Here is a 20,345-nt window from a genome sequence, read left to right as displayed (position 1 = left end):
TTATTCAACTGTGGATAATACAATGACCTATAAATATGGCTATTTTATTCAAAAAATTATTGATGAAAAGGGCGTTGGTGTCGGTTCAGAAGCGTTGTTGCGGTATTATGATTCTACCGATGGACGGTGGAAGTTCCCCGAAAATTTTGCTAATTTTTCATTATACGAAATGATTCCATTATTATCCGATGTTTTGCAGCGGTTCGATCGTTCAGAAAAATTTCTAGCTATTAATATCACGGTTAATCAAATGAATGATCCTCGGTACGAATGGTTTATTCGTTGGGCCCGAGGAACGATTTATCCCGTTGACTTACGAATTGAAATTAGTTTTGAACCGGGTTATCGACCTAAGCATGCGGAAAAGCGCCGAATCAAACATAATCTACAAGTCAGTGAACAGTTGGGGGTTGATGTGATTTTGGAAAAAATTGAATCCAATAAAAAATACCTCAAGAAGGTGCGTTGGATGTTTCATAATATTGCCGGCATTAAAATCCCCTTTTCTCAGTATCGTGCTTCTGGAGTTGACCACTGGGTTGATATTAATATGGGTGAATGGAAACGCATTTCCGAGTATTACGGCTTTTCAATTGATGTGACCGAACTCGAGTACACTGATGATATTGAATTAGCGGATAAGCTCCATTTAAAATATCGACAAGGTTATTTAATTGATAAGCCTAATTATGGGACGCTTCGAAATTAAGAAAAATTTTCCTTCATACTTAAAACTATCTAAAAAATTAAAATGGTGGTATAACGAGCAATTCGATTATACTGCCGTTTTTTGGATGATAGTACCGTAAACTACATTGAATTTATATTTAAATGAAATTAATCCTTGCTAAAAAAAGACTAAGTTGCTAAAATGAGTACATTATTAAAAAATGATATTAAGGTTAAGGAATGGTGATGAATATGGAAGAAGGCATTAAAAAGGAACGCAAATTTTTTGGGCAACCCATTGGTTTGTCGACACTTTTCATGACTGAAATGTGGGAACGGTTCTCATACTATGGAATGCGAGCCATTTTGTTGTTCTACATGTGGCATTTAATTGAGATTGGTGATTTAAATATTTCGCGAGCCGTTGCCGCATCAATTATGGCCATCTACGCATCAATGGTTTATCTCTCAGGAGCGTTGGGTGGTTATCTGGCGGACCGGATTCTTGGTGCACACTGGGCGGTCTTCATTGGTGGTTTGTTCATTATGAGTGGACATATTGTGTTGGCTTTGCCATTTGGGGCTAATGCCTTGTTTGGGTCAATTGTGCTGATTATTATTGGAACGGGACTTTTGAAACCAAACGTTTCAGCGATGGTTGGTGATTTGTATAGCCCCGATGATCGCCGTCGAGATGCTGGCTTTTCAATTTTCGTCTTCGGAATTAATTTAGGATCATTCATTGCCCCTCTCTTGGTTGGATGGGTTCAAGAAAATGCTGGCTTCCACTTGGCCTTTGGTTTAGCAGCGGTGGGAATGTTCATTGGTTTAGTTCAGTATCATTTCGGTGGTAAAAAAGATTTGCCAAAGAAAGACTTAAAGCCTGCTGACCCTTTGCAGCCCGAGGAAATCAAGCCATTAGTAATTAAGGTGATCTTAGCTTTGGCTGTATTAGCAATTATTGTGGTGGGGATGTTAAAGACCGGCATGGGTAGCATTACAAACTACATTAATTTGATTACGGTCATTGCGGTGATTATTCCGGTGGTATATTTTACTCAGATGTTGACTTCAAAAAAGGTTACGAAGCAAGAACGTTCACGCGTTTTAGCATATATACCACTTTTCTTTGGCGCTGTTTTGTTTTGGGCCTTAGAGGAACAAGGTTCGGTTGTATTGGCGACCTTTGCGCAAGAACGGACGCAACATTCATGGTTCCCAGCAGCATGGTTCCAGTCATTAAATCCATTCTTTATTATGTTGTATACACCCATTTTTGCTACTTTGTGGACGAAATGGAAGAAGCATGCACCTTCATCACCAATGAAATTCGCGATTGGGTTAATGTTTGCTGGGGCTTCATTCTTGCTCTTGACATTGCCTGGGATTTTGTGGGGGACTGATGTACGCGTATCACCATTATGGTTGTTAGGTTCATGGGCCTTGATTATCATTGGGGAAATGTTGATTTCACCAGTTGGTTTGTCTGTTACGACTAAATTAGCGCCTAAAGCATTCAACTCACAAATGATGTCTTTGTGGTTCTTAGCAGCAGCTGTTGGTTCAGCTTTGAATGCGCAATTTGTCGGACTCTACAGTGCACAAACTGAAATTCGTTACTTCATGATTTTTGGACTATTAGCAGTTGGACTTGGTTTGCTAATGTTATTCTTAGTTAAAATTGTTGTGCGATTAATGGATGGTGTTGATTAAAAGTTAATTTTAATAAGCGCAGGTGGTCTTGAATGGCAATTCAAGACCTTTTTACTATATAAAAGTAATTATTAAAAAATGTGCGTGATATAATATCTATATTAAAAAGAAGCAGACGGAGGCATAGCAAAGATGACCCAATACCAAATCGAAATCAAGAAAACGGCCGATTTAACGGCTTTAGAAGTGGTGCGGATTATGCAAGCGCGTATTAGCGTGTTTGTAGTGGAACAGAATTGTCCTTATCCTGAAATTGATGAGAAAGATTATGAAGCATTGAATGTGATGATGTGGGATGGCAATCAATTAGTGGCCTATACGCGAATTATCCCCCACGATAATCCTAAGTATATTAGTTTTGGACGGGTCTTGGTTACGAGTGCTTACCGTAAACAACACTTCGGTCGAACTATTGTACAAGCGACATTGGATGAGATTAAACGGTTAAATCCGCATCGACCAATTAAAATTGCGGCGCAAAATTATCTTCGTGAATTTTACGCTTCATTTGGCTTTGAAGCCGTTTCGGATGTTTTTTTGGAAGATAATATTCCGCATGTTGACATGGTACACGCTTAATGCAAACGCTTTTATGATAAAATAAGGTGGGTTGATTCAAAAAGCCTAAAGTCAGGACGGAGGAATGAGTGATGCTTAGTTATCAAAAATTTGTGGATGCTTCACATGGATTGGTCTATTTAGCGACTGCAGTTAAGCAACAGCCAAGTGCACGCTTAGTTGCTTTTGCGGTGGATGTCAACGATGAAAGTGTTTGGTATGTCTTTTCCATGGATCCACATGCCCCTAAAACAGTAGAATTAGCGCAAAATGAGCATGTGGCAGTTGTCACGTCAGTTGATATGAAATCGGGGATGCGCATTAATTCGAATCAAGTAACAATGCGCCCTTCACAGAAAACTTGGGCTGATGTACAACCATTCTTTGCAGATAATCAAGGATTTTTAAATTCCCATTATCCTGAACAAGAAAAGCTTTATGAATTGCATTTTGATTCGCTAGTTTTGGAAACTTATAATCCTGCTGATCGGCAAGAAATCACTTTTCATAATTAATTTAAGGCCAATAAGTTAGAGCTGCGAAGGTAGCACTAACTTTTTTCTATCTCGAGTCAAAAATGGTTTGAAGTTAAATTTTGGTTGAATAAAAAATAAATAAATGAGGTGTAAAATGCAGCTAATTACAGAATTATTAAAAACAAAGTATCCGATTATTCAAGGTGGCATGTCACGGTTAGCAACACATGAGTTAGTCGCTGCTGTTTCAGCGGCTGGCGGGCTTGGAACGTTAACTTCGGTGGGAATGGATGGTCCAGCTTTACGTCACGAAATTCAAGCGGTGCGTGAACAAACCAATCAACCATTTGCAGTGAATTTAATGTTAAAGCAAGCTAATATTGCAGAGTTAGTGGATGTGATTATTCAAGAACAGGTGCCGTTTGTGACGACCGGGGCTGGGACACCTAAAGCATATATGCCAAAGTTACAAGCAGCGGGGGTTCAGGTTTTAGCGGTGATCCCTTCGGTGAAGTTAGCCCGGAAAATGGAACAATTAGGGGTAGCTGCGGTGATTGCGGAGGGCTTAGAATCGGGTGGTCATATTGGTAATATGACAACTATGGCGCTCGTACCACAGGTTGTTGATGCAGTTCAGATTCCAGTAATTGCAGCGGGTGGCATTGGCGATGGACGTGGAATCGCAGCAGCATTAGCCTTGGGCGCTCAAGGGGTGCAGATGGGGACGGCCTTTCTACTGACGCAAGAAGCGCCAATTAATGCTGCTTACAAGGAGGCTTTGGTGCAAGCTGGCGATATTGATACTGATGTGACTGAAGTTGAAATAGGTACCCCTTTGCGGACACTAAAGAATTCGTTGACGCAGCAGTATCATGAATTGGTGCAGCAAGGCGCGAGTGCAGAGGAATTGATGAAATTAATGCGTGGTCGGCATCAAGCAGCCTTTTTACAAGGTGATATGGACCAAGGGGCAATTATGGCTGGGCAAATTTCTGGACTATTACATCAGGAGCAGCCCGTAGCAACGCTGTTAGCTCATGATTGGCAGCAAGCGCAAAATATTCTAAGTTTTAAGTAAATTATAAGGGTTTCAAGTTTAGATGAGATGAAAATACTTATATTTTTATAAGTTAATCGAAATATCGCAAGATAAAATTATTCTATTTTCAAAGTAAATGCGTTATACTTTAAAAATATCTTGTTAACTCGGTAGAGCCGACCAGATAATTACAAAGGTGAGACCTTGAAAATTAGGAGTATGAGCATGAAACGTGGACTAAAATGGTTAGGTATTTTATTGGTATTATTGATTTTAGGGATTGGTCTGTTGTTTAAAGATGAGTTAGTAACTTTGGCGACGGTGAAAAAAATTAATGATAAGCCCTTTTATGAAATGAATTATAAAGGAGATTATGCCTTGGATGAATTGTTACAAAAAGGGGTGAACAGCGATCAGGAATTAGCAAAATTTGCGGCTAAAAAATTATTGAAAGGGATGCCAGTTCAGGTGAATGTCCCAAACTTAGGTTGTACAACTTTTAATGCACAAACTCCAAGTGGCGACCATTTGTTTGCCCGCAATTATGATTTAGATAATGGACCGGCGATGATTGTGAAAACCAAGCCATCTCATGGCTATCAAAGTATCTCAATGGTAGATCCTAGTTTAGTCGGCGTAGAGGCTGATAATATTAATCGTCCAATGTCAAAAGCGTTAGAACTAGTGGCCCCTTATATTCCATTAGATGGGATGAACGAAAAGGGCTTGAGTGTGGGGGTTTTGCGATTGGCTGATCAACCGACAAAACAAGATACTGGTAAAAAAGGTGTGACAACAACCATTGCTTTACGGATGTTATTGGATCAAGCTAAAAATGTGGATGAAGCGGTTCATTTATTAAAACAATATGATATGAATAGTTCGGCACGTTCAGCCTTTCATTTCCAAATTGCAGATCAATCAGGAAAGAGTGTTGTAGTCGAGTATGTTGATAATCAAATGAAAATTTTACCAATGGATAAAAAATATCAAGTGCTTACTAATTTCTATCTGACCCCTGAGAAATATAATCAAGGGAGTGGGCAAGATCGATATGCGATTGCTGATCATGCCCTCGCTAAGAAGCAGGGAGTGATGAGCATGCCTGAGGCGATGCAGATCTTACAAGCAGCGCAATCTAATAAGAAATATCCTGATGGAAGGCCATTAGTAACACAATGGAGTTCCGTTTATAACCAAAAAACTTTGCAAATGGATGTCGCTTTGGATCGTAATTATGGGAAAATTTATCACTTTAATGTTAAATAGAAATTTGGTTTTATAATTCGATGAAGTTGGTGACTAAAAACAGCGTAGGAATGGACCTTTGGAAATAAAATACAAAAGTACGTGATTAAAATGTATCTTTATAAATTAGTTGGTGTTATAATAAAAAGCGAGTTAAAAAGCAATTTTGTTTTATGTTTTACCAAATGTATGGCACGTTGATTTTTGATTTATTATATATGGCATGTGCCAAGGAGGTTTCAGACATGGAACAAGGAACAGTAAAGTGGTTTAACGCAGACAAGGGATTCGGATTTATCGAACGCGAAAATGGTGGGGATGTATTCGTACACTTCTCAGCTATCCAAACTGATGGATTCAAGTCATTGGACGAAGGACAAAAAGTTACTTTCGACGTTGAAGAAGGGGCTCGCGGATTGCAAGCTGTTAACGTTGTTAAGGACTAATTTAAACCTTACAATTTAAAAAGCTGGAGTATTTATGCTCCGGCTTTTTTTGTTAAATAAAATATTAAGTAATTGGAAAATTAGATTTAAATATGATAAAATTAAATAAATTAGAAAAAATCATGAGGGAGTAACGGAGAATTTTAATTAATTCTTGGTCTCATCGTCAACAAGAATACATTTTGTATTCCGGTGATCCTTAAAATGTGAGACTCATGGTGGCTTTTTGGCGCCACTATGAGTCTTTTTATGTCTCCTGGTGGTCCAAGCAGATTTAATCTTGGAGGGATAGGATGAAAGAAGAACAAACAAAGCCTTTGTATCAAAAAAGTGTGCAAGCAGTGTTTGCTGAAGTGGGCAGTGATGCAAAGGTCGGTTTAACGACCGCGGAAGCCCAAAAGCGATTGGCCGAATTTGGGACCAATCAACTAAAGGGGACGAAGAAGACAAGCTTATGGCAAAAGTTTTTAAATCAATTTAAAGACTTTATGATTATTGTCTTAATCGTGGCCGCGGTGATTGCTGGGTTAACTGGTGAAGTAGCGGATGCGATTATTATTATGACGGTGGTGGTTTTGAATGCCGTCTTTGGTGTTTATCAAGAAGCTAAGGCAGACGAGGCGATTGAAGCGCTACAAAAGATGTCGGCCCCAAACGCCAATGTTTTACGGGATGGTAAGATTCAAACTTTAGCGGCCAATGAATTGGTACCTGGAGATATTGTAAGCTTGGAGGCTGGGGATGTTATTCCTGCTGATATGCGACTGATTGAGTCAGCTTCATTGAAGGTTGAGGAATCAGCTTTGACAGGTGAATCAGTGCCTGTTGAAAAGCAAGCCGAAACGCTGACTGCTGATGATTTGCCTTTGGGTGATCGGATTAATCTTGGCTTTATGAATTCCAACGTAACTTACGGGCGTGGTGTTGGGATTGTTACTGGAACCGGAATGCAAACTGAGGTTGGACATATTGCCGGAATGTTGGATACGACGGAAACAACTAAAACACCATTACAAGTTAATCTTTCAAAGCTTGGAAAGTCTTTAACTTATTTAATTTTGGTAATTGCCGTGATTGTGTTTATTGTAGGAATGTTTCGGGCGCCGGAAGTGTCGGGTGGTAATCGAGTGGTTGATATGTTATTGACGGCGATTTCCTTGGCTGTTGCGGCGATTCCAGAAGGTTTGCCAGCGATTGTGACAATTACCTTGGCCTTAGGAACCAAACAATTGGCTAAGCAACATGCTTTGATGCGACGCTTACCAGCCGTTGAAACCTTAGGATCAACCCAGATTATCGGTTCTGATAAGACGGGGACTTTAACGCAAAATAAAATGACGGTTGAGAAGTATTATGTTGATGAAAATTTAATTACAGCTGATACACCTGTCGCTGGTTCAGCTGAACGTTTGGCTGATTTATTAGCATTAAATAATGATACTAAAATTAATTCTGAAGGTGAAAAATTAGGTGATCCTACTGAAACGGCATTGATTACTTTTAATGAAGCTCAGGGACGCAATTTAAAGCAATTATTCTCGCAATACCCACGAGTTGCGGAAATTCCATTTGATTCTGAACGAAAGTTAATGACAACCATTCATCCCTTTGGTAATCAGTTCATGGTGACAGTTAAAGGGGCGCCGGATGAACTTTTGCAAAAGGCGACAACGCGTTTGCAGCAAAATCAAGTGGTCAAGATGACTGAGGATGATCAAAAGCATATTGCAGCCGTGAATATGGCGATGGCTCAAGATGCTTTGCGGGTCTTAGGGTTTGCTTATAAAATGCTCGATGAATTGCCTGCATCGAATCAATTAACTTCAGCATTAGTTGAACAAGACTTAACATTTGTCGGCTTGGTCGGCATGATTGACCCTGAGCGTGGCGAAGTTGCTGGAGCAGTAGCGGAAGCCAAGCATGCTGGAATCCGGACTTTGATGATTACCGGTGACCATAAGGTGACAGCGGAAGCTATTTCACGTCGCCTTGGTATTTTGGATGATAGTCAAGGGAGTGAAGCGGTTATTACTGGAGCTGATTTAGATGCCATGGATGAGGAAACATTTAAGGCTAATGTTGGTCAGTACAGTGTTTATGCGCGTGTTGCACCTGAACATAAAGTGCGCATTGTGCAGGCATGGCAAGCACAAAATAAGGTGGTTGCTATGACTGGAGACGGGGTGAATGATGCACCTGCGTTAAAAGCTGCTGATATTGGAATTGCTATGGGAATTACAGGGACGGAAGTGTCAAAGGGCGCTGCGGACATGGTTTTGGCCGATGATAATTTTGCGACAATCGTAAATGCAGTGCGGGAAGGACGCAAAGTCTTCTCTAACATTCAAAAATCCATTCAATATTTGTTGTCTGCTAATTTGGGTGAAGTTTTGACTCTCTTCGTGATGACGATGATGGGATGGAATATCCTAGCACCGGTCCATATTTTATGGATTAATTTGGTAACTGATACGTTCCCAGCGATTGCGTTGGGGATGGAACCGGTCGAACCCGGAATTATGAAACAAAAGCCACGTGGTCGGCAGAGTGATTTTCTATCGAATGGGCTGGGGAGCACCATTATCTATCAAGGAATTATTGAAGGATTGATCACATTAGGGGTTTATTGGTTTGGCATTACGTATCCAGTACATGCCGCTAGTGGGGCAGCCCACGCAGATGCATTAACCATGGCCTTTGCGACATTGGGATTGATTCAATTATTCCATGCCTTTAATACGAAGTCAGTTTATCAATCAATCTTTACGGTTGGCGCTTGGCGTAATAAGACCTTTAATTGGGCTATTTTAATCTCAATAATTGCTTTGGCGGTGACGATTGTTGTACCTGGCTTTAACCAACTCTTCCATGTGACACACTTAGATTGGCATCAATGGCTAATTGTTTTGGGTGCTTCATTTACGATTATTCCAGTTGTCGAGATTATTAAATTTATTCAACGCCGTTTTTTTAACAAAGGTTAATCATGTATAATATAAAAGGTTGAGGGTTAACTCAACCTTTTTTGTTTAAAAAATGAAATAAAAAAATAGAAGTACGAGGGAATGATGATGAAGAAAAAATTTGCTAATCCGCGCGAATACGCAATGCAATTGTCTGATAAGTTGCAGGAGACTGAAACAACAGGAACGAATGTTGCACCTTATTTTGAAAAATTGAAGGCGGCCATTGAAGCTGGAACCGTGGCCGACATGCCTAAGGTTGAATTTGCTGAAATTTCAGCTGAGTTTGATGATGTCGTTGAAGTATACGCCGCAGTGGCAGATACTTTAGACCAGATGAAGGCACCAGTTCGCTTAATTGGGTTGCATGGTGCTATGCAAAAAACCTTTCGACAATATTACGAAGCCACGAAAGTAATGGCGGGGGCTTTAAATATCACCGATCAAACGATTGATGAAGCAGCATTTAATCAATCAGAAATTGATCAAGATAATTTGATGGAAGAATTTATGAAAGAAGCGCGGCGTGCTTTTCAAACGGTGATGTAATAATGATAGCGGAACTTAAAGCGGTAGATGTAGTTCCCGAAGTCGCTCAAACCTTGACCCTGCCACAAACTAAAGTTCAAGCCACGCTCGATTTATTAAAGGCTGGGAATACAGTTCCTTTTATTGCGCGTTATCGAAAAGAGGCGACGGGCAATTTAGATGAAGTACAAATTCGGGATGTGCAGGCTGCTGCGAAGAAATTAGAAGATTTGCAAGCGCGTAAAGTTACCGTGCAAAAAACATTGGTGGAACAGGGGGCATGGTCGGCGCAATTGGCACAACAATTAAATGCGCAAACTACGATGCAAGGTGTGGAAGATTTTTATCTCCCCTTTAAGCAAAAACGGCGAACCAAAGCCACTGTTGCTAAAGAAGCTGGTTTAATGCCATTAGCGCAATTAGTACAGACTTTTCCTGGCCAAAGTTTTGAAGCGGTGGCCACGGAATACGTGCAACCTGACCGTAGTTTAAATGACTTGGCGGATGTGCGGGCTGGAGTTCACGAAATTTTTGCGGAAGTGATTGGAGAAAATGCTGGTTTACGGGCCTGGATTCGCAATTATACGCAAAAAAATGGACAAATTGTTGCGCACTTGAAAAAGAAAGCGGCAGCCGAAGACCCTAAAGGTATTTATCGATTGTATTATGAATTTCAACAACGAATTCAAAACGTTCAAAATCATCAAATCTTAGCCTTGAATCGAGGTGAAAAGACGGGGATTTTAAATGTTAATATCCTAGTTGATCAAGATGCAATTGAACGTTATTTGAAATTTCGGTTAGTTGGGCAGCGACATGGTTGGGCAGCTGATTTATTAGTGGAAGCGGCACATGATGCTTATAAGCGCTTTATTGGTCCGGCAATTGAGCGAGAATTACGCAAGGAATTAACGGAAACAGCCAATGCGGATGCCATTCATGTATTTGGGCAAAATTTGTATCATCTATTGATGGGGCCAACATTGCGTGGGCAAGTGGTTCTTGGCTTTGATCCTGGAATCCGAACGGGGTCTAAGTTAGCGGTCGTAGATGAGAATGGTAAATTCCTAGATAAAGCGGTGATTTATCCACATCGAGCGGCCAAATATGATCCAGTTGGGGCTAAAAAAAAGATTATAGAGATAGTTCAAAAATATCAAGTAACCTTAGTGGCGATTGGGAACGGGACTGCTTCTCGTGAATCACAGCAATTTATTGCTGATATCATTCAGCATGATTTGCCTGATTTGAAGTATGTCGTGGTCAATGAAGCGGGGGCATCTGTTTATTCTGCATCTGATATCGCTCGGCAAGAATTCCCTGATTTGCCAGTTGAGCAGCGTTCTGCGATTTCAATTGCCCGGCGTTTGCAAGATCCGATGGCGGAGTTAATTAAAATTGATCCTCAGGCGGTCGGCGTGGGGCAGTACCAACATGATTTGCCTGATAAAGAGTTGACTCAAGAATTGGATCAAGTTTTGGAAAGTGCGGTCAATCAAGTTGGGGTAAACTTAAATACTGCCTCACCCCAACTTTTGTTGCATATTGCCGGTTTGAATAAGACAACGGCGCAAAATATTATTGCATATCGGGATCAAAACGGAGCTTTCAAAACGCGTAATGAACTAAAAAAGGTTGCAAAATTAGGACCCAAAGCTTTTGAACAAGCGGCTGGTTTCTTACGGATACCTGATGGAATCAATCGTTTAGATAATACAGATATTCATCCTGAATCGTATGCTGTTGCCCAGAAGTTGTTAAAAAAGGTTGATATTAGTCAACCGGTTGAGCAGCAAAAGCAACAGCTTACCATGTTAGCTCAGCCAGCCGTTGCGGCGGAGTTGGTAATTGGACTACCAACTTTAAAGGATATTGTAGATTCATTGCTTCATCCGGGCCGTGATGTCCGAGCGACATCAGCGGGAGCTATTTTACGGACGGACGTTCTATCGCTTAAGGACTTACAGCCTGGGATGCAACTGCAAGGTACTGTGCGAAATGTGGTTGATTTTGGGGCTTTTGTTGATATTGGCGTGCACGAAGACGGCCTAATTCATGTGAATAATATGGTATCCAAGCAGCAGCGACGCGGTAAAATTAATCCACATGATCATGTTGCGGTGGGTGATGTCGTGACCGTTTGGGTCTTAAATGTAGATATTCAACGCGAACGAATTGGTCTGACCCTCTTTCAAGATCAAGTTTCAGAAAATACACATTGAAAAATGAGCTTGAATTTGATAGAATTATCTATGTTAGTTATCTAAGATAGATAATTGCGGACGTGGCGGAATTGGCAGACGCGCAGGACTAAGGATCCTGTGGTAGAAATACCGTGCGGGTTCGACCCCCGCCGCCCGCATCATCAAGATTTAGAAACCCCGGTAAGTCAACGTAAGCGTTGATTTGGTAGGGTTTCTTTTGTTTATACATATATCTGAATCGAATTGAATGCACATCAACTGTGTATTTTTTATATTAATTTTTTAGTAGTTTTAGAAGTTAACTAAATTAGTAAAAATATTCGTAGTGGTTTCTTTCATTTCTTCGCTTATAGCAATATAAGTGGGAGTCCATGGAAATCCGAACAAAAGGGAATCTGAATAAGGGACTTTTTTAAATTTACTGGCTACGCAAAAGAATTTGATGGACAGTTTGATTACCTTCTAGGTGACACATGGTATGTAGTATTAAGTTAAAAAAATTATAAACAGATAGTTACGGTATGAGATAAACCAACATGATACAATAGAAACAAATTTGACAAGGAGGGATGAATGATGACTAAATCTGATAAACATGCAAATTGGTTAAGTAAAGTTGCTTCAAAATCACATTGGCCACGCATGACAAATTCACAGGCAACATTGCCTGCAATTGCAAAACAATCAGCACCATTCAAACATCCTTTACTTGTTAGTAAACATTTAGTTCAGGCTTTAAAAAAAAGTCAGTGGATGTTGCAAATGATTTTGTGTTTTGGTGGATTAAGTCTGTTTATTTTAATGGGACAATCAATTTTACACGGTTTTAATTACGAATGGGTGAGCCCTTTTTGGCAACAAATTATGATGATTCTGCTGAGCTTAGTAGGCTTGGTCGTTTTAAGTGCGTATGCCTGGTTAATGTGGACGAGAAGTTGGTTTTTGGAGAGCCTTTGGCGTTGGTTAGCAGGAAATTTACTTTTAATTCAGGCGGCCATCACCCAAAATACTACGGAGTTTCTTTGGCTTAATTGTACTTGGGTTCTGTTGATGGGCCAAATGATGTATGAAATGCATTTATTACGAGGAGATGTATTAAAATTTGAATGGAATCTGCAAGTGATAGTCCGAGAAAGTACGACAATCTTGGGTATGCTGTTGATTTTGAGCTGCTCTCGCAAAGATTATTTGGGATTGTTGATTACTTGGTTAATCTTACGGAGTTTACCTTGGACGGAGCTTAGTTCAAAGGCATTAGTAAATCATATTGGTAAAAAATTAAGGCAGCTACAGGTTGCCAGTCAAAATTTAGCAGTCGCTTTGCAGTTAAAGGGCTTTGAGTATGTGATTTTAGATAAAACAGAAACTCTGACGGAACCCATGGCTGAGGTTGATTTCGTCACGATTAAACCGGGAGTAGATCAACATTTAATTTGGTCCTTACTGGTATCCTTAGAAGAAAATCAAAATCACCCAGTTGCACAAGGAATTAATCAATTCGCTAGAGCGAATGGTGGTGAAGTATTGCCATTGAAACAATGGAGCAAGATTTTGATGGGAATTGGGGCAGATTGGCAAGGTAATCATTATGTCTTAGTTAGTCGGAGTGCAGTACGCCAATTGGGCCTTGAACCACAACTGAAGAATAATGGGAAAACGATGAGCTACTTAGTGAAAAATCAGCAAGTGATTTTAGCTGAAATTTGTCTGACAGAAAAATTAAAGCCTCAAGCACGAGCGCTGGTCCAGTTGGTTAAACGTTGGCATTGGGTAACCGTGATGGCAACGGGGGATAATGACAGTAATGCTAATCAAGTGGGGGTTCAACTTGGGTTAGATGTTATCGCTGCCGATTTAACGTCACAAATGAAAGCGCAAGTGGTGCAAGCTTATCAAAAGCAAGGGCGAGTCATCTATTTAGGGGATGGCCGTAATGATCAATTAGCATTACAATTAGCTGATTTAGGGATTAGTTTGGCTGATACATCATTACCATTTCCGCGGGAAAAACAAGCCCACCTGATAATTGGCGAATCATCTTTAGATGCTAGTATACAAGTTTTACAGCTATTACGAAAAGGTTGGCTTAAAAACTGGTTGGATTATCTGGTCTGGTGGGGGCTAAATTTAATAGTTTTGATGTTATTGATTTATGATTTTCCCCAGTTACATTTAACAATCATCGGTTCTAGTGGCGTATTATTACTAAGCCTGTTGTTTAATTGGTGCAATTATTTTTTTAATAGATTTATAAATAATATTGACAATAATGGCAATATAAGATAATATTAAATGTGTTATGAAATAACGCTATGGAGAATNTATTACTAAGCCTGTTGTTTAATTGGTGCAATTATTTTTTTAATAGATTTATAAATAATATTGACAATAATGGCAATATAAGATAATATTAAATGTGTTATGAAATAACGCTATGGAGAATTACCCAAGTCTGGCTGAAGGGAACGGTCTTGAAAACCGTCAGGTCGGGAAACCGGCGCGTGGGTTCGAATCCCACATTCTCCTTTTTATTATCGCGGGATGGAGCAGTCTGGTAGCTCGTCGGGCCCATAACCCGAAGGTCGTAGGTTCAAATCCTGCTCCCGCAATCATATATTCAGTAAAAAATCGTCGTTGATATTGTTTCAACGGTGATTTTTTTGATTAAAAATTAAAAAGCAGTATTTTGATACTACAGACTGATGCCGAACTTGATAAGGTTTGTTAAAGCCTGCCCAAGATTAAAATGAAATTTGCTATACTCTAATACATAGAGATGAATTATAAAAAAATTAGGAGCGTTAATAATGAAGTTTAAAAACTTACGTTATATAATCGCCATTGGATTAATGACTATTTTAAGCGGAGTAGTATGGCCGTTAATACAGCGCCAGCACCAATGGCAAATACCAGAAAATTGGCTTCCGTATGGCTATCCTGTGTTAGCGGGGATTAGCTTTGCTATTTTGTTGTTGTTAATCGTACAGATGTATCGTCAATGGCGTCAGGCTGAGTCTGGTTTGGCAATTGAAGTCGGGTGGGCAATGCTAGGTGTTTTTAGCTGGTTGGTGCTCTGGTTAGTTACGTTGTTTTGTGCGAAAAATAATGCGTGGGTCATTCTACCTATTATGTTGCTAGGTGTGACGCTGTTACTAATTGTGATTGACATTTTTCAACTACAACCATTAGATCAGTTGACGACTTTAGATCAGCGTAATTTAGTGGGAATGAATTTTGTCACCTGGATTATTGCCTTGTATGGCTTAATTTTCTTTAGCCTCACGATTAATTTAATGACCGGCTTGTCAGCTTTGATAACGGTAATTTTAATTACTGATGTACGTTGGTCAACGATGATTTCGCAATATCAGCGGTTAAAAGTCAAAAACCATCTGACCAATTTGGGGGTGCAAGTGAACCGTTGGGAGGCTTTTAATCAATTACCAGGAATTAAAAATATGGTTGTTGAAAAATCTGGTATTTTGACTGAAAATTCTGCACAGATTTATTCTGTGAAAAGTTTAGATGATCGGTATAGTGATAATGATGTGATTGGAATTGCAGCGGGATTGTTAGATAATTTTGCGAGCCCCTTATCAAGCGCATTTGCAATCTATGCAAAAACGCGGGGAATTTCGGCGAGTGAAGTTAGTGAGCCAGAAAAAGTTAACTTAGTAGGAATTTCAGGGGTCATACACCAAGAACGTTTTTCGGTGATTTCAGCGCGGGAAGCTTTAAAAAATTACGCGGTCAACCCAGAAGTTTTAGCGAATTATCAAGCTATTGGCAATTCAGTTTCATATATTGTAGATGGAATTCAGGTGATTGGGGTCATTAATTATGGCACTCCGTTGAAATTTTCATTACTTGATATTGACCATGAATTGACGAAGCGTAAAATTAAGACCCAAGTAATCTCGGCTGATGCATCAGGCTCGGTGCGTGATTTGCCTGAAATTTTTCATAGTGCGAATGTAGTGAAAGCCGGTTTAAGTCCAAGTGCCAAAATTGCCATGCAGTTAACCTACTTGTCACGAAAGGATGCGCTGTTGATTACGAATCAACAAATTCCAAGTGGCATGCCTGATCGAATTATGATTGAAATCGGAGATAGTCTCCCTTTTGTCGATATTCAAATGAATGATTTAAGTCAATTGAAATTTGTTTTGCAAGCTGCTGATGACTTTGTGAAAATAAGCCATCGAAATTTGCGTTGGCTCAATGTGCTAACAATTATTTTGCTATTATTTGGGTTGATTTTGGGATTAATTATAGGTAATTTGATTATTTTAGCTCCATTATTTGCTCTAGGGATTCGAATAATTATTTCTATGATTTTAGTCTATCAAACGCGCAACTAATTAGGCAAAATGCGTTTGTTAAAAGGTCAGTTCAGTTATTGACACCACATAGGAAAGCGACTAAAATTAAAGGGTGTTAAAAAGCGCAAAAGAAAGTAATTATAATAAGTTGAATCAATTAACTTACTAGACAGGAGACAGTGATGAACGTTATATGGATCATCCTTGCGTCGCTTGTCGCAATCGTAATTGGGTGTGCTGGTGGAACGATTTTCACAAAGACGAAAATTGAGAATCGTTTAAAGCAAACACACCAAGCTGCAGAAGATATCACGAAACAAGCACAAATGGAAGCCAAGAGCATGAAACAAAGTGCCTTAGTGGAAGCGCGTGATGAAAGCCAACAATACCAAGCAAAAGTGGAAACTGAACTTCAGAGCCGGCGCCAAGCATTGCAGACTCAAGAAGAACGTTTGGTAAGTCGTGAATCGGTGCTAGATCGGAAAGACGCTTCTTTGCAAAAACGGGAAGAAACGATTGCCGATAAAGAAACGAAACTTGAACAACAGCGGCAAAGTGTTAAAGATAAACAACAACATGCTGAACAGTTGGTACAAGATCGAGAAGATAAATTGGTTGAAGTGGCTGGCATGAGCCGTCCTGACGCTCAAGATGTGATTTTAGCTGAAACGAAAGAATCCTTAGTTGGTGAACGCGCGAAGTTAATCAAAGAGAGTGAACAAGAAGCGATTGCTGAAGCGGATAAACGTGCTAAAAGTTTGGTCGTTCAAGCAATCCAACGTTCCGCTGCTGATATGGTGGCGGAATCGACGGTTTCAGTCGTAACCTTACCAAATGATGACATGAAGGGTCGGATTATCGGACGTGAAGGCCGTAATATTCGTGCTTTGGAGACCTTAACTGGAGTTGATTTAATTATTGATGATACGCCAGAAGCGGTCGTTCTTAGTGGATATGATCCAATTCGACGTGAAATTGCAAAACGTGCGTTAGAGACGTTGATTTCTGATGGGCGGATTCATCCCGCTCGGATTGAAGAGACCGTTGATAAAGCACGGAAAGAAATGGATGAACATATTCGAGAAGTTGGAGAACAAACAGTCTTTGATTTGGGACTCCATAATATTCATCCAGATTTGGTTAAGACGATTGGTCGTATGAATTATCGAACTAGTTATGGACAAAATGTCTTAGTTCACTCGATTGAAGTTGCAAAACTAACCGGCTTGTTGGCAGCTGAGTTAGGTGAAGACATTACGCTTGCGAAGCGCGCAGGATTACTACACGATATTGGTAAAGCAGTTGATCATGAAGTGGATGGTTCACACGTGGAATTGGGTGTTGAATTGGCAACCAAGTACCACGAACCAGCAACTGTTATTAATGCCATAGCATCTCATCATGGGGATGTGGAGCCTGAATCAAATATTGCCGTCTTAGTTGCGGCAGCTGATTCAATTTCAGCGGCGCGCCCTGGAGCACGTTCTGAATCGTTAGAAAATTATGTTCAACGACTCCAACAATTAGAAGGAATTGCGAACGCATTTAATGGAGTTCAAAAGTCCTTTGCTATTCAAGCCGGACGCGAAATTCGCGTGATGGTTGAGCCTGCCGCAATTTCAGATGTTGAAGCTACGGTTTTGGCGCGTGATATTAAGAATCAAATTGAGCATGATTTGGATTATCCAGGTCATATCAAGGTGACAGTAATACGTGAATCACGTTCAGTAGAATATGCTAAATAAAAAACAGATGGCATTTGGTGCCATCTTTTTTTGATGGAAGAACCATTTTAGTTGGTGATGCGTATTATGTAAAACTCGTTAAGATGGGCTGATAAAGGCTTAAATTTACCAAGTAATGTTTAAATTGTGAATTTTTTGATTGGCGAAAATCGGTGTAGAATTTATGAAAAGTGTTTTATAAATTATCTAAAATGCGGTATGATTGTCTTAAATTTAATCAGGTAAAAAAGGTTTAAATAGGGGTAGGGTATGGTTACAAAAAAACAGGGCTGGATATTAGGTGGGACGGTTACGGCATTGATAATAGCTGGTGGGTTAGGCTGGTGGTATTATCAATCATCGGCAACTGAAAATGGTCAGGCAAAACAATTTGCTCATCAATATGCAGAGAATTTTGAACGACGTGATTATCAAAAATTGTTCAAACAAGTTGATCAAGCTAGCTTAAAACAAAACGGCGTATCAACCAAGGACCCTGCGGAAAAAATGAACGCTGATTTTAAATATTTAGGGATTAATAAGGTTAAAGTTACTGATATTAAAACGGTACATCAGGGTGCACATAAATATTTATTACAATATCGAGCGGATTTAACGACGCCAATTGGGGTAATTAAAGATCAACAATATCGGGTACCCATTGAGGTCAAGGATAAAAAGGCCACCATTGTTTATAGTAATAGTTTAATTATTCCGGGGCTACATAAATCGCAAAAATTGAACATCTTTAAAGATGGTGGTGAGCGTGGTGAAATTTTAGACCGAAATGGTGAAGTATTAGCGGGCAATCAAGCTACGAAAATTTTAAAAATTGTTCCGCGCTATTTTATAAATGATGATGGTAGCATTGATCAAACTAAAGTTGCCGATGTCGCAAACAAGTATAATGTTTCAGGAGATGAAATCGCCAAGGGCATCAATGCGTATCATGATCATCCAGATTGGGGATATACTGTTAAAAATTTAACAGATGACGACTACCAAGGGGATGATGAAAATGATGGGGCATCGGTGCAAACGGCCTACGAGCGCACTTACCCCAAGGGGGCTGCTTTCGGTCTGTTATTAGGCTATACAGGGACTGCGACGGCTGATGATGTAGCTAAAAATCCGTCTTTGAGTGGAAATGATATCATTGGACGTGCCGGTCTAGAAAAGAGCTTAGATCAACGCCTACGCGGTAAAGAAGCTGTTAAATATCAAATTTTGAATGAAAATGGCACTCCTGACAAGGTTTTGTTGAATCGAAAATTTGAAAAGGGTGAAGATATTAAGCTGACTATCGATGCTAACCTGCAACAGACAACGTATGATGGCTTTGCCGGTAAGCCTGGTGCAGCAGTCATTCAAGCACCGAAAACGGGTGAATTATTAGCGGTTGTCTCATCCCCATCTTTCGCACAAGAAACGATGGTGCAAGATTATAGTAGTTTAGCTAATAATCAAGACTATCCATTTATGGAGCGTTTTAATAAAGGTTATGCCCCGGCTTCTACCTTTAAGCAAGTTTCAGCGGCGATTGGGCTGGAAAATGGCACTTTGAATCCGGATGAAGTGCATCATATTGAGGGTAAAAAATGGACGCCATATAACGTGACGCGGGTTAATTCAGATGTAGATGTTAATTTACAAACTGCCTTACAACATTCGGATAATGTTTATTTTGCGCAAGAAATTTTAAAGGTTGGTCGTGATAAATTTGAAAAAGCGCTGCACGATAAATTTACATTTGGACGAGATTACAAATTACCATTGAATATGGCTAGCCCTTCTTATAGCAATAGTGGTAAATTAGAAAACGATAAGCAATTAGTAGATAGTGCTTATGGTCAGGGTGAAATGTCCGTCACACCAATTGAAATGGTGACGATGTTTAACTTCTTAGATAATGATGGATCAATTGTGATGCCTAAGTTATTGATGGATAATAAAAAGCCAACAGTAATTAAGGATGTGGCAACTTCTGAACATGTAAAGACAATTTTAGATGATGAATTAGGGATTGTCGAAAATGCAGACGGGTATGCACATGCGCTTTATAATGATGGCTTTAAATTAGCTGCCAAAACGGGAACTGCGGAGACGGGTAATAATAACCAAAATGCGCTAGTATCGGTACATGACGCCCAAAATAATAAATTTACTGGTTTATATATTGTTGAAAATTCAGTCTTGAATGGAAAAGATAATAATCCACAAGCTGACGTCTTGGCTAAGCCTTCTATTGATTATTTAGAGCAAAATTATAAGTAAGATTTGATTTGTCAAAGAGATTGATCGTTATACGTTGCTCCTTCAAGGTAGTTAAATAAAAAGGCTTATTGATTATTAAATCAATAAGCCTTTTTAACTATTATCAGGTTGAGGACCTGTCTTTGTACCTAAATAATCGAATTCTTTGTAAACGCTTGTGTGCCAACGCGTTCAACGTTTA

General features: G+C 39.7%; 14 protein-coding genes and 3 tRNA genes. All 17 read left to right on the top strand.

Translation table 11 applies throughout. The features are described 5' to 3' along the window. The first annotated feature begins 22 nt into the window (after positions 1–22). The 17 genes from ACJQWY_RS02730 (at position 23) to ACJQWY_RS02650 (ending at position 20,164) form a co-directional block, all read left to right on the top strand. Entirely contained in the window at positions 23–709 is a 687-nt protein-coding gene (locus ACJQWY_RS02730; protein WP_407076221.1) for an EAL domain-containing protein, read from the top strand. A gap of 206 nt (positions 710–915) precedes the next feature. Then, the gene (locus ACJQWY_RS02725) at positions 916–2,382 is read left to right on the top strand and encodes a peptide MFS transporter (protein WP_475324978.1); all 1,467 of its coding nucleotides are present in this window, start codon (positions 916–918) and stop codon (positions 2,380–2,382) included. Between the two features lie 132 nt (positions 2,383–2,514). After that, the gene (locus ACJQWY_RS02720) at positions 2,515–2,961 is read left to right on the top strand and encodes a GNAT family N-acetyltransferase (protein ID WP_407076220.1); all 447 of its coding nucleotides are present in this window, start codon (positions 2,515–2,517) and stop codon (positions 2,959–2,961) included. A 71-nt stretch (positions 2,962–3,032) separates the two neighbouring features. Continuing rightward, entirely contained in the window at positions 3,033–3,455 is a 423-nt protein-coding gene (locus tag ACJQWY_RS02715; RefSeq protein ID WP_407076219.1) for a pyridoxamine 5'-phosphate oxidase family protein, read from the top strand. A 115-nt stretch (positions 3,456–3,570) separates the two neighbouring features. After that, positions 3,571–4,494 carry a DUF561 domain-containing protein gene (locus tag ACJQWY_RS02710; protein ID WP_407076218.1) on the top strand — a complete coding sequence of 308 codons (924 nt, stop codon included), beginning with the start codon at positions 3,571–3,573 and terminating at the stop codon, positions 4,492–4,494. 186 nt (positions 4,495–4,680) lie between these two features. Then, the gene (locus ACJQWY_RS02705) at positions 4,681–5,724 is read left to right on the top strand and encodes a linear amide C-N hydrolase (protein WP_407076217.1); all 1,044 of its coding nucleotides are present in this window, start codon (positions 4,681–4,683) and stop codon (positions 5,722–5,724) included. A gap of 224 nt (positions 5,725–5,948) precedes the next feature. Beyond that, complete coding sequence (locus ACJQWY_RS02700; RefSeq protein WP_407076216.1) at positions 5,949–6,149, top strand: cold-shock protein; 201 nt, start codon at positions 5,949–5,951, stop codon at positions 6,147–6,149. Positions 6,150–6,442: 293 nt separating this feature from the next. Then, positions 6,443–9,133 (top strand): cation-translocating P-type ATPase, encoded by a 2,691-nt coding sequence (locus tag ACJQWY_RS02695; protein WP_407076215.1) that lies wholly within the window; start codon positions 6,443–6,445, stop codon positions 9,131–9,133. 84 nt (positions 9,134–9,217) lie between these two features. Next, the gene (locus ACJQWY_RS02690) at positions 9,218–9,661 is read left to right on the top strand and encodes a hypothetical protein (RefSeq protein WP_407076214.1); all 444 of its coding nucleotides are present in this window, start codon (positions 9,218–9,220) and stop codon (positions 9,659–9,661) included. Between the two features lie 2 nt (positions 9,662–9,663). Then, positions 9,664–11,862, top strand: a complete 2,199-nt coding sequence (locus tag ACJQWY_RS02685; RefSeq protein WP_407076213.1) for a Tex family protein — start codon at positions 9,664–9,666, stop codon at positions 11,860–11,862. A 56-nt stretch (positions 11,863–11,918) separates the two neighbouring features. Further along, positions 11,919–12,002, top strand: a tRNA-Leu gene (locus ACJQWY_RS02680). A 415-nt stretch (positions 12,003–12,417) separates the two neighbouring features. Continuing rightward, the gene (locus ACJQWY_RS02675) at positions 12,418–14,130 is read left to right on the top strand and encodes an HAD-IC family P-type ATPase (RefSeq protein WP_407076212.1); all 1,713 of its coding nucleotides are present in this window, start codon (positions 12,418–12,420) and stop codon (positions 14,128–14,130) included. A 150-nt stretch (positions 14,131–14,280) separates the two neighbouring features. Then, positions 14,281–14,370: transfer RNA gene (locus tag ACJQWY_RS02670), tRNA-Ser, on the top strand. A 9-nt stretch (positions 14,371–14,379) separates the two neighbouring features. Then, positions 14,380–14,453 (top strand) — tRNA-Met (locus ACJQWY_RS02665). A 198-nt stretch (positions 14,454–14,651) separates the two neighbouring features. Beyond that, positions 14,652–16,205, top strand: a complete 1,554-nt coding sequence (locus tag ACJQWY_RS02660; RefSeq protein ID WP_407076211.1) for an HAD family hydrolase — start codon at positions 14,652–14,654, stop codon at positions 16,203–16,205. 143 nt (positions 16,206–16,348) lie between these two features. Further along, positions 16,349–17,911, top strand: coding sequence for a ribonuclease Y (gene rny / locus ACJQWY_RS02655; protein ID WP_407076210.1), 1,563 nt, complete (start codon positions 16,349–16,351; stop codon positions 17,909–17,911). 249 nt (positions 17,912–18,160) lie between these two features. Next, positions 18,161–20,164, top strand: coding sequence for a penicillin-binding transpeptidase domain-containing protein (locus ACJQWY_RS02650; protein WP_407076209.1), 2,004 nt, complete (start codon positions 18,161–18,163; stop codon positions 20,162–20,164). Positions 20,165–20,345 lie beyond the last annotated feature (181 nt).

It is taken from the genome of Weissella kandleri (genome assembly GCF_045504165.1).
GTDB lineage: Bacteria > Bacillota > Bacilli > Lactobacillales > Lactobacillaceae > Weissella > Weissella kandleri_A.
The sequence above is the reverse complement of the archived record's forward strand: the minus strand, read 5'-3'. Positions and strand labels throughout refer to the sequence as shown.

What these genes read in the sequence shown, in the direction of transcription:
- ACJQWY_RS02730 (WP_407076221.1), top strand. Translation starts at nt 23, where the DNA reads ATGACCTATAAATATGGCTATTTTATTCAAAAAATTATTGATGAAAAG.
- ACJQWY_RS02725 (WP_475324978.1), top strand. Translation starts at nt 916, where the DNA reads ATGAATATGGAAGAAGGCATTAAAAAGGAACGCAAATTTTTTGGGCAA.
- ACJQWY_RS02720 (WP_407076220.1), top strand. Translation starts at nt 2,515, where the DNA reads ATGACCCAATACCAAATCGAAATCAAGAAAACGGCCGATTTAACGGCT.
- ACJQWY_RS02715 (WP_407076219.1), top strand. Translation starts at nt 3,033, where the DNA reads ATGCTTAGTTATCAAAAATTTGTGGATGCTTCACATGGATTGGTCTAT.
- ACJQWY_RS02710 (WP_407076218.1), top strand. Translation starts at nt 3,571, where the DNA reads ATGCAGCTAATTACAGAATTATTAAAAACAAAGTATCCGATTATTCAA.
- ACJQWY_RS02705 (WP_407076217.1), top strand. Translation starts at nt 4,681, where the DNA reads ATGAAACGTGGACTAAAATGGTTAGGTATTTTATTGGTATTATTGATT.
- ACJQWY_RS02700 (WP_407076216.1), top strand. Translation starts at nt 5,949, where the DNA reads ATGGAACAAGGAACAGTAAAGTGGTTTAACGCAGACAAGGGATTCGGA.
- ACJQWY_RS02695 (WP_407076215.1), top strand. Translation starts at nt 6,443, where the DNA reads ATGAAAGAAGAACAAACAAAGCCTTTGTATCAAAAAAGTGTGCAAGCA.
- ACJQWY_RS02690 (WP_407076214.1), top strand. Translation starts at nt 9,218, where the DNA reads ATGATGAAGAAAAAATTTGCTAATCCGCGCGAATACGCAATGCAATTG.
- ACJQWY_RS02685 (WP_407076213.1), top strand. Translation starts at nt 9,664, where the DNA reads ATGATAGCGGAACTTAAAGCGGTAGATGTAGTTCCCGAAGTCGCTCAA.
- ACJQWY_RS02675 (WP_407076212.1), top strand. Translation starts at nt 12,418, where the DNA reads ATGATGACTAAATCTGATAAACATGCAAATTGGTTAAGTAAAGTTGCT.
- ACJQWY_RS02660 (WP_407076211.1), top strand. Translation starts at nt 14,652, where the DNA reads ATGAAGTTTAAAAACTTACGTTATATAATCGCCATTGGATTAATGACT.
- rny (WP_407076210.1), top strand. Translation starts at nt 16,349, where the DNA reads ATGAACGTTATATGGATCATCCTTGCGTCGCTTGTCGCAATCGTAATT.
- ACJQWY_RS02650 (WP_407076209.1), top strand. Translation starts at nt 18,161, where the DNA reads ATGGTTACAAAAAAACAGGGCTGGATATTAGGTGGGACGGTTACGGCA.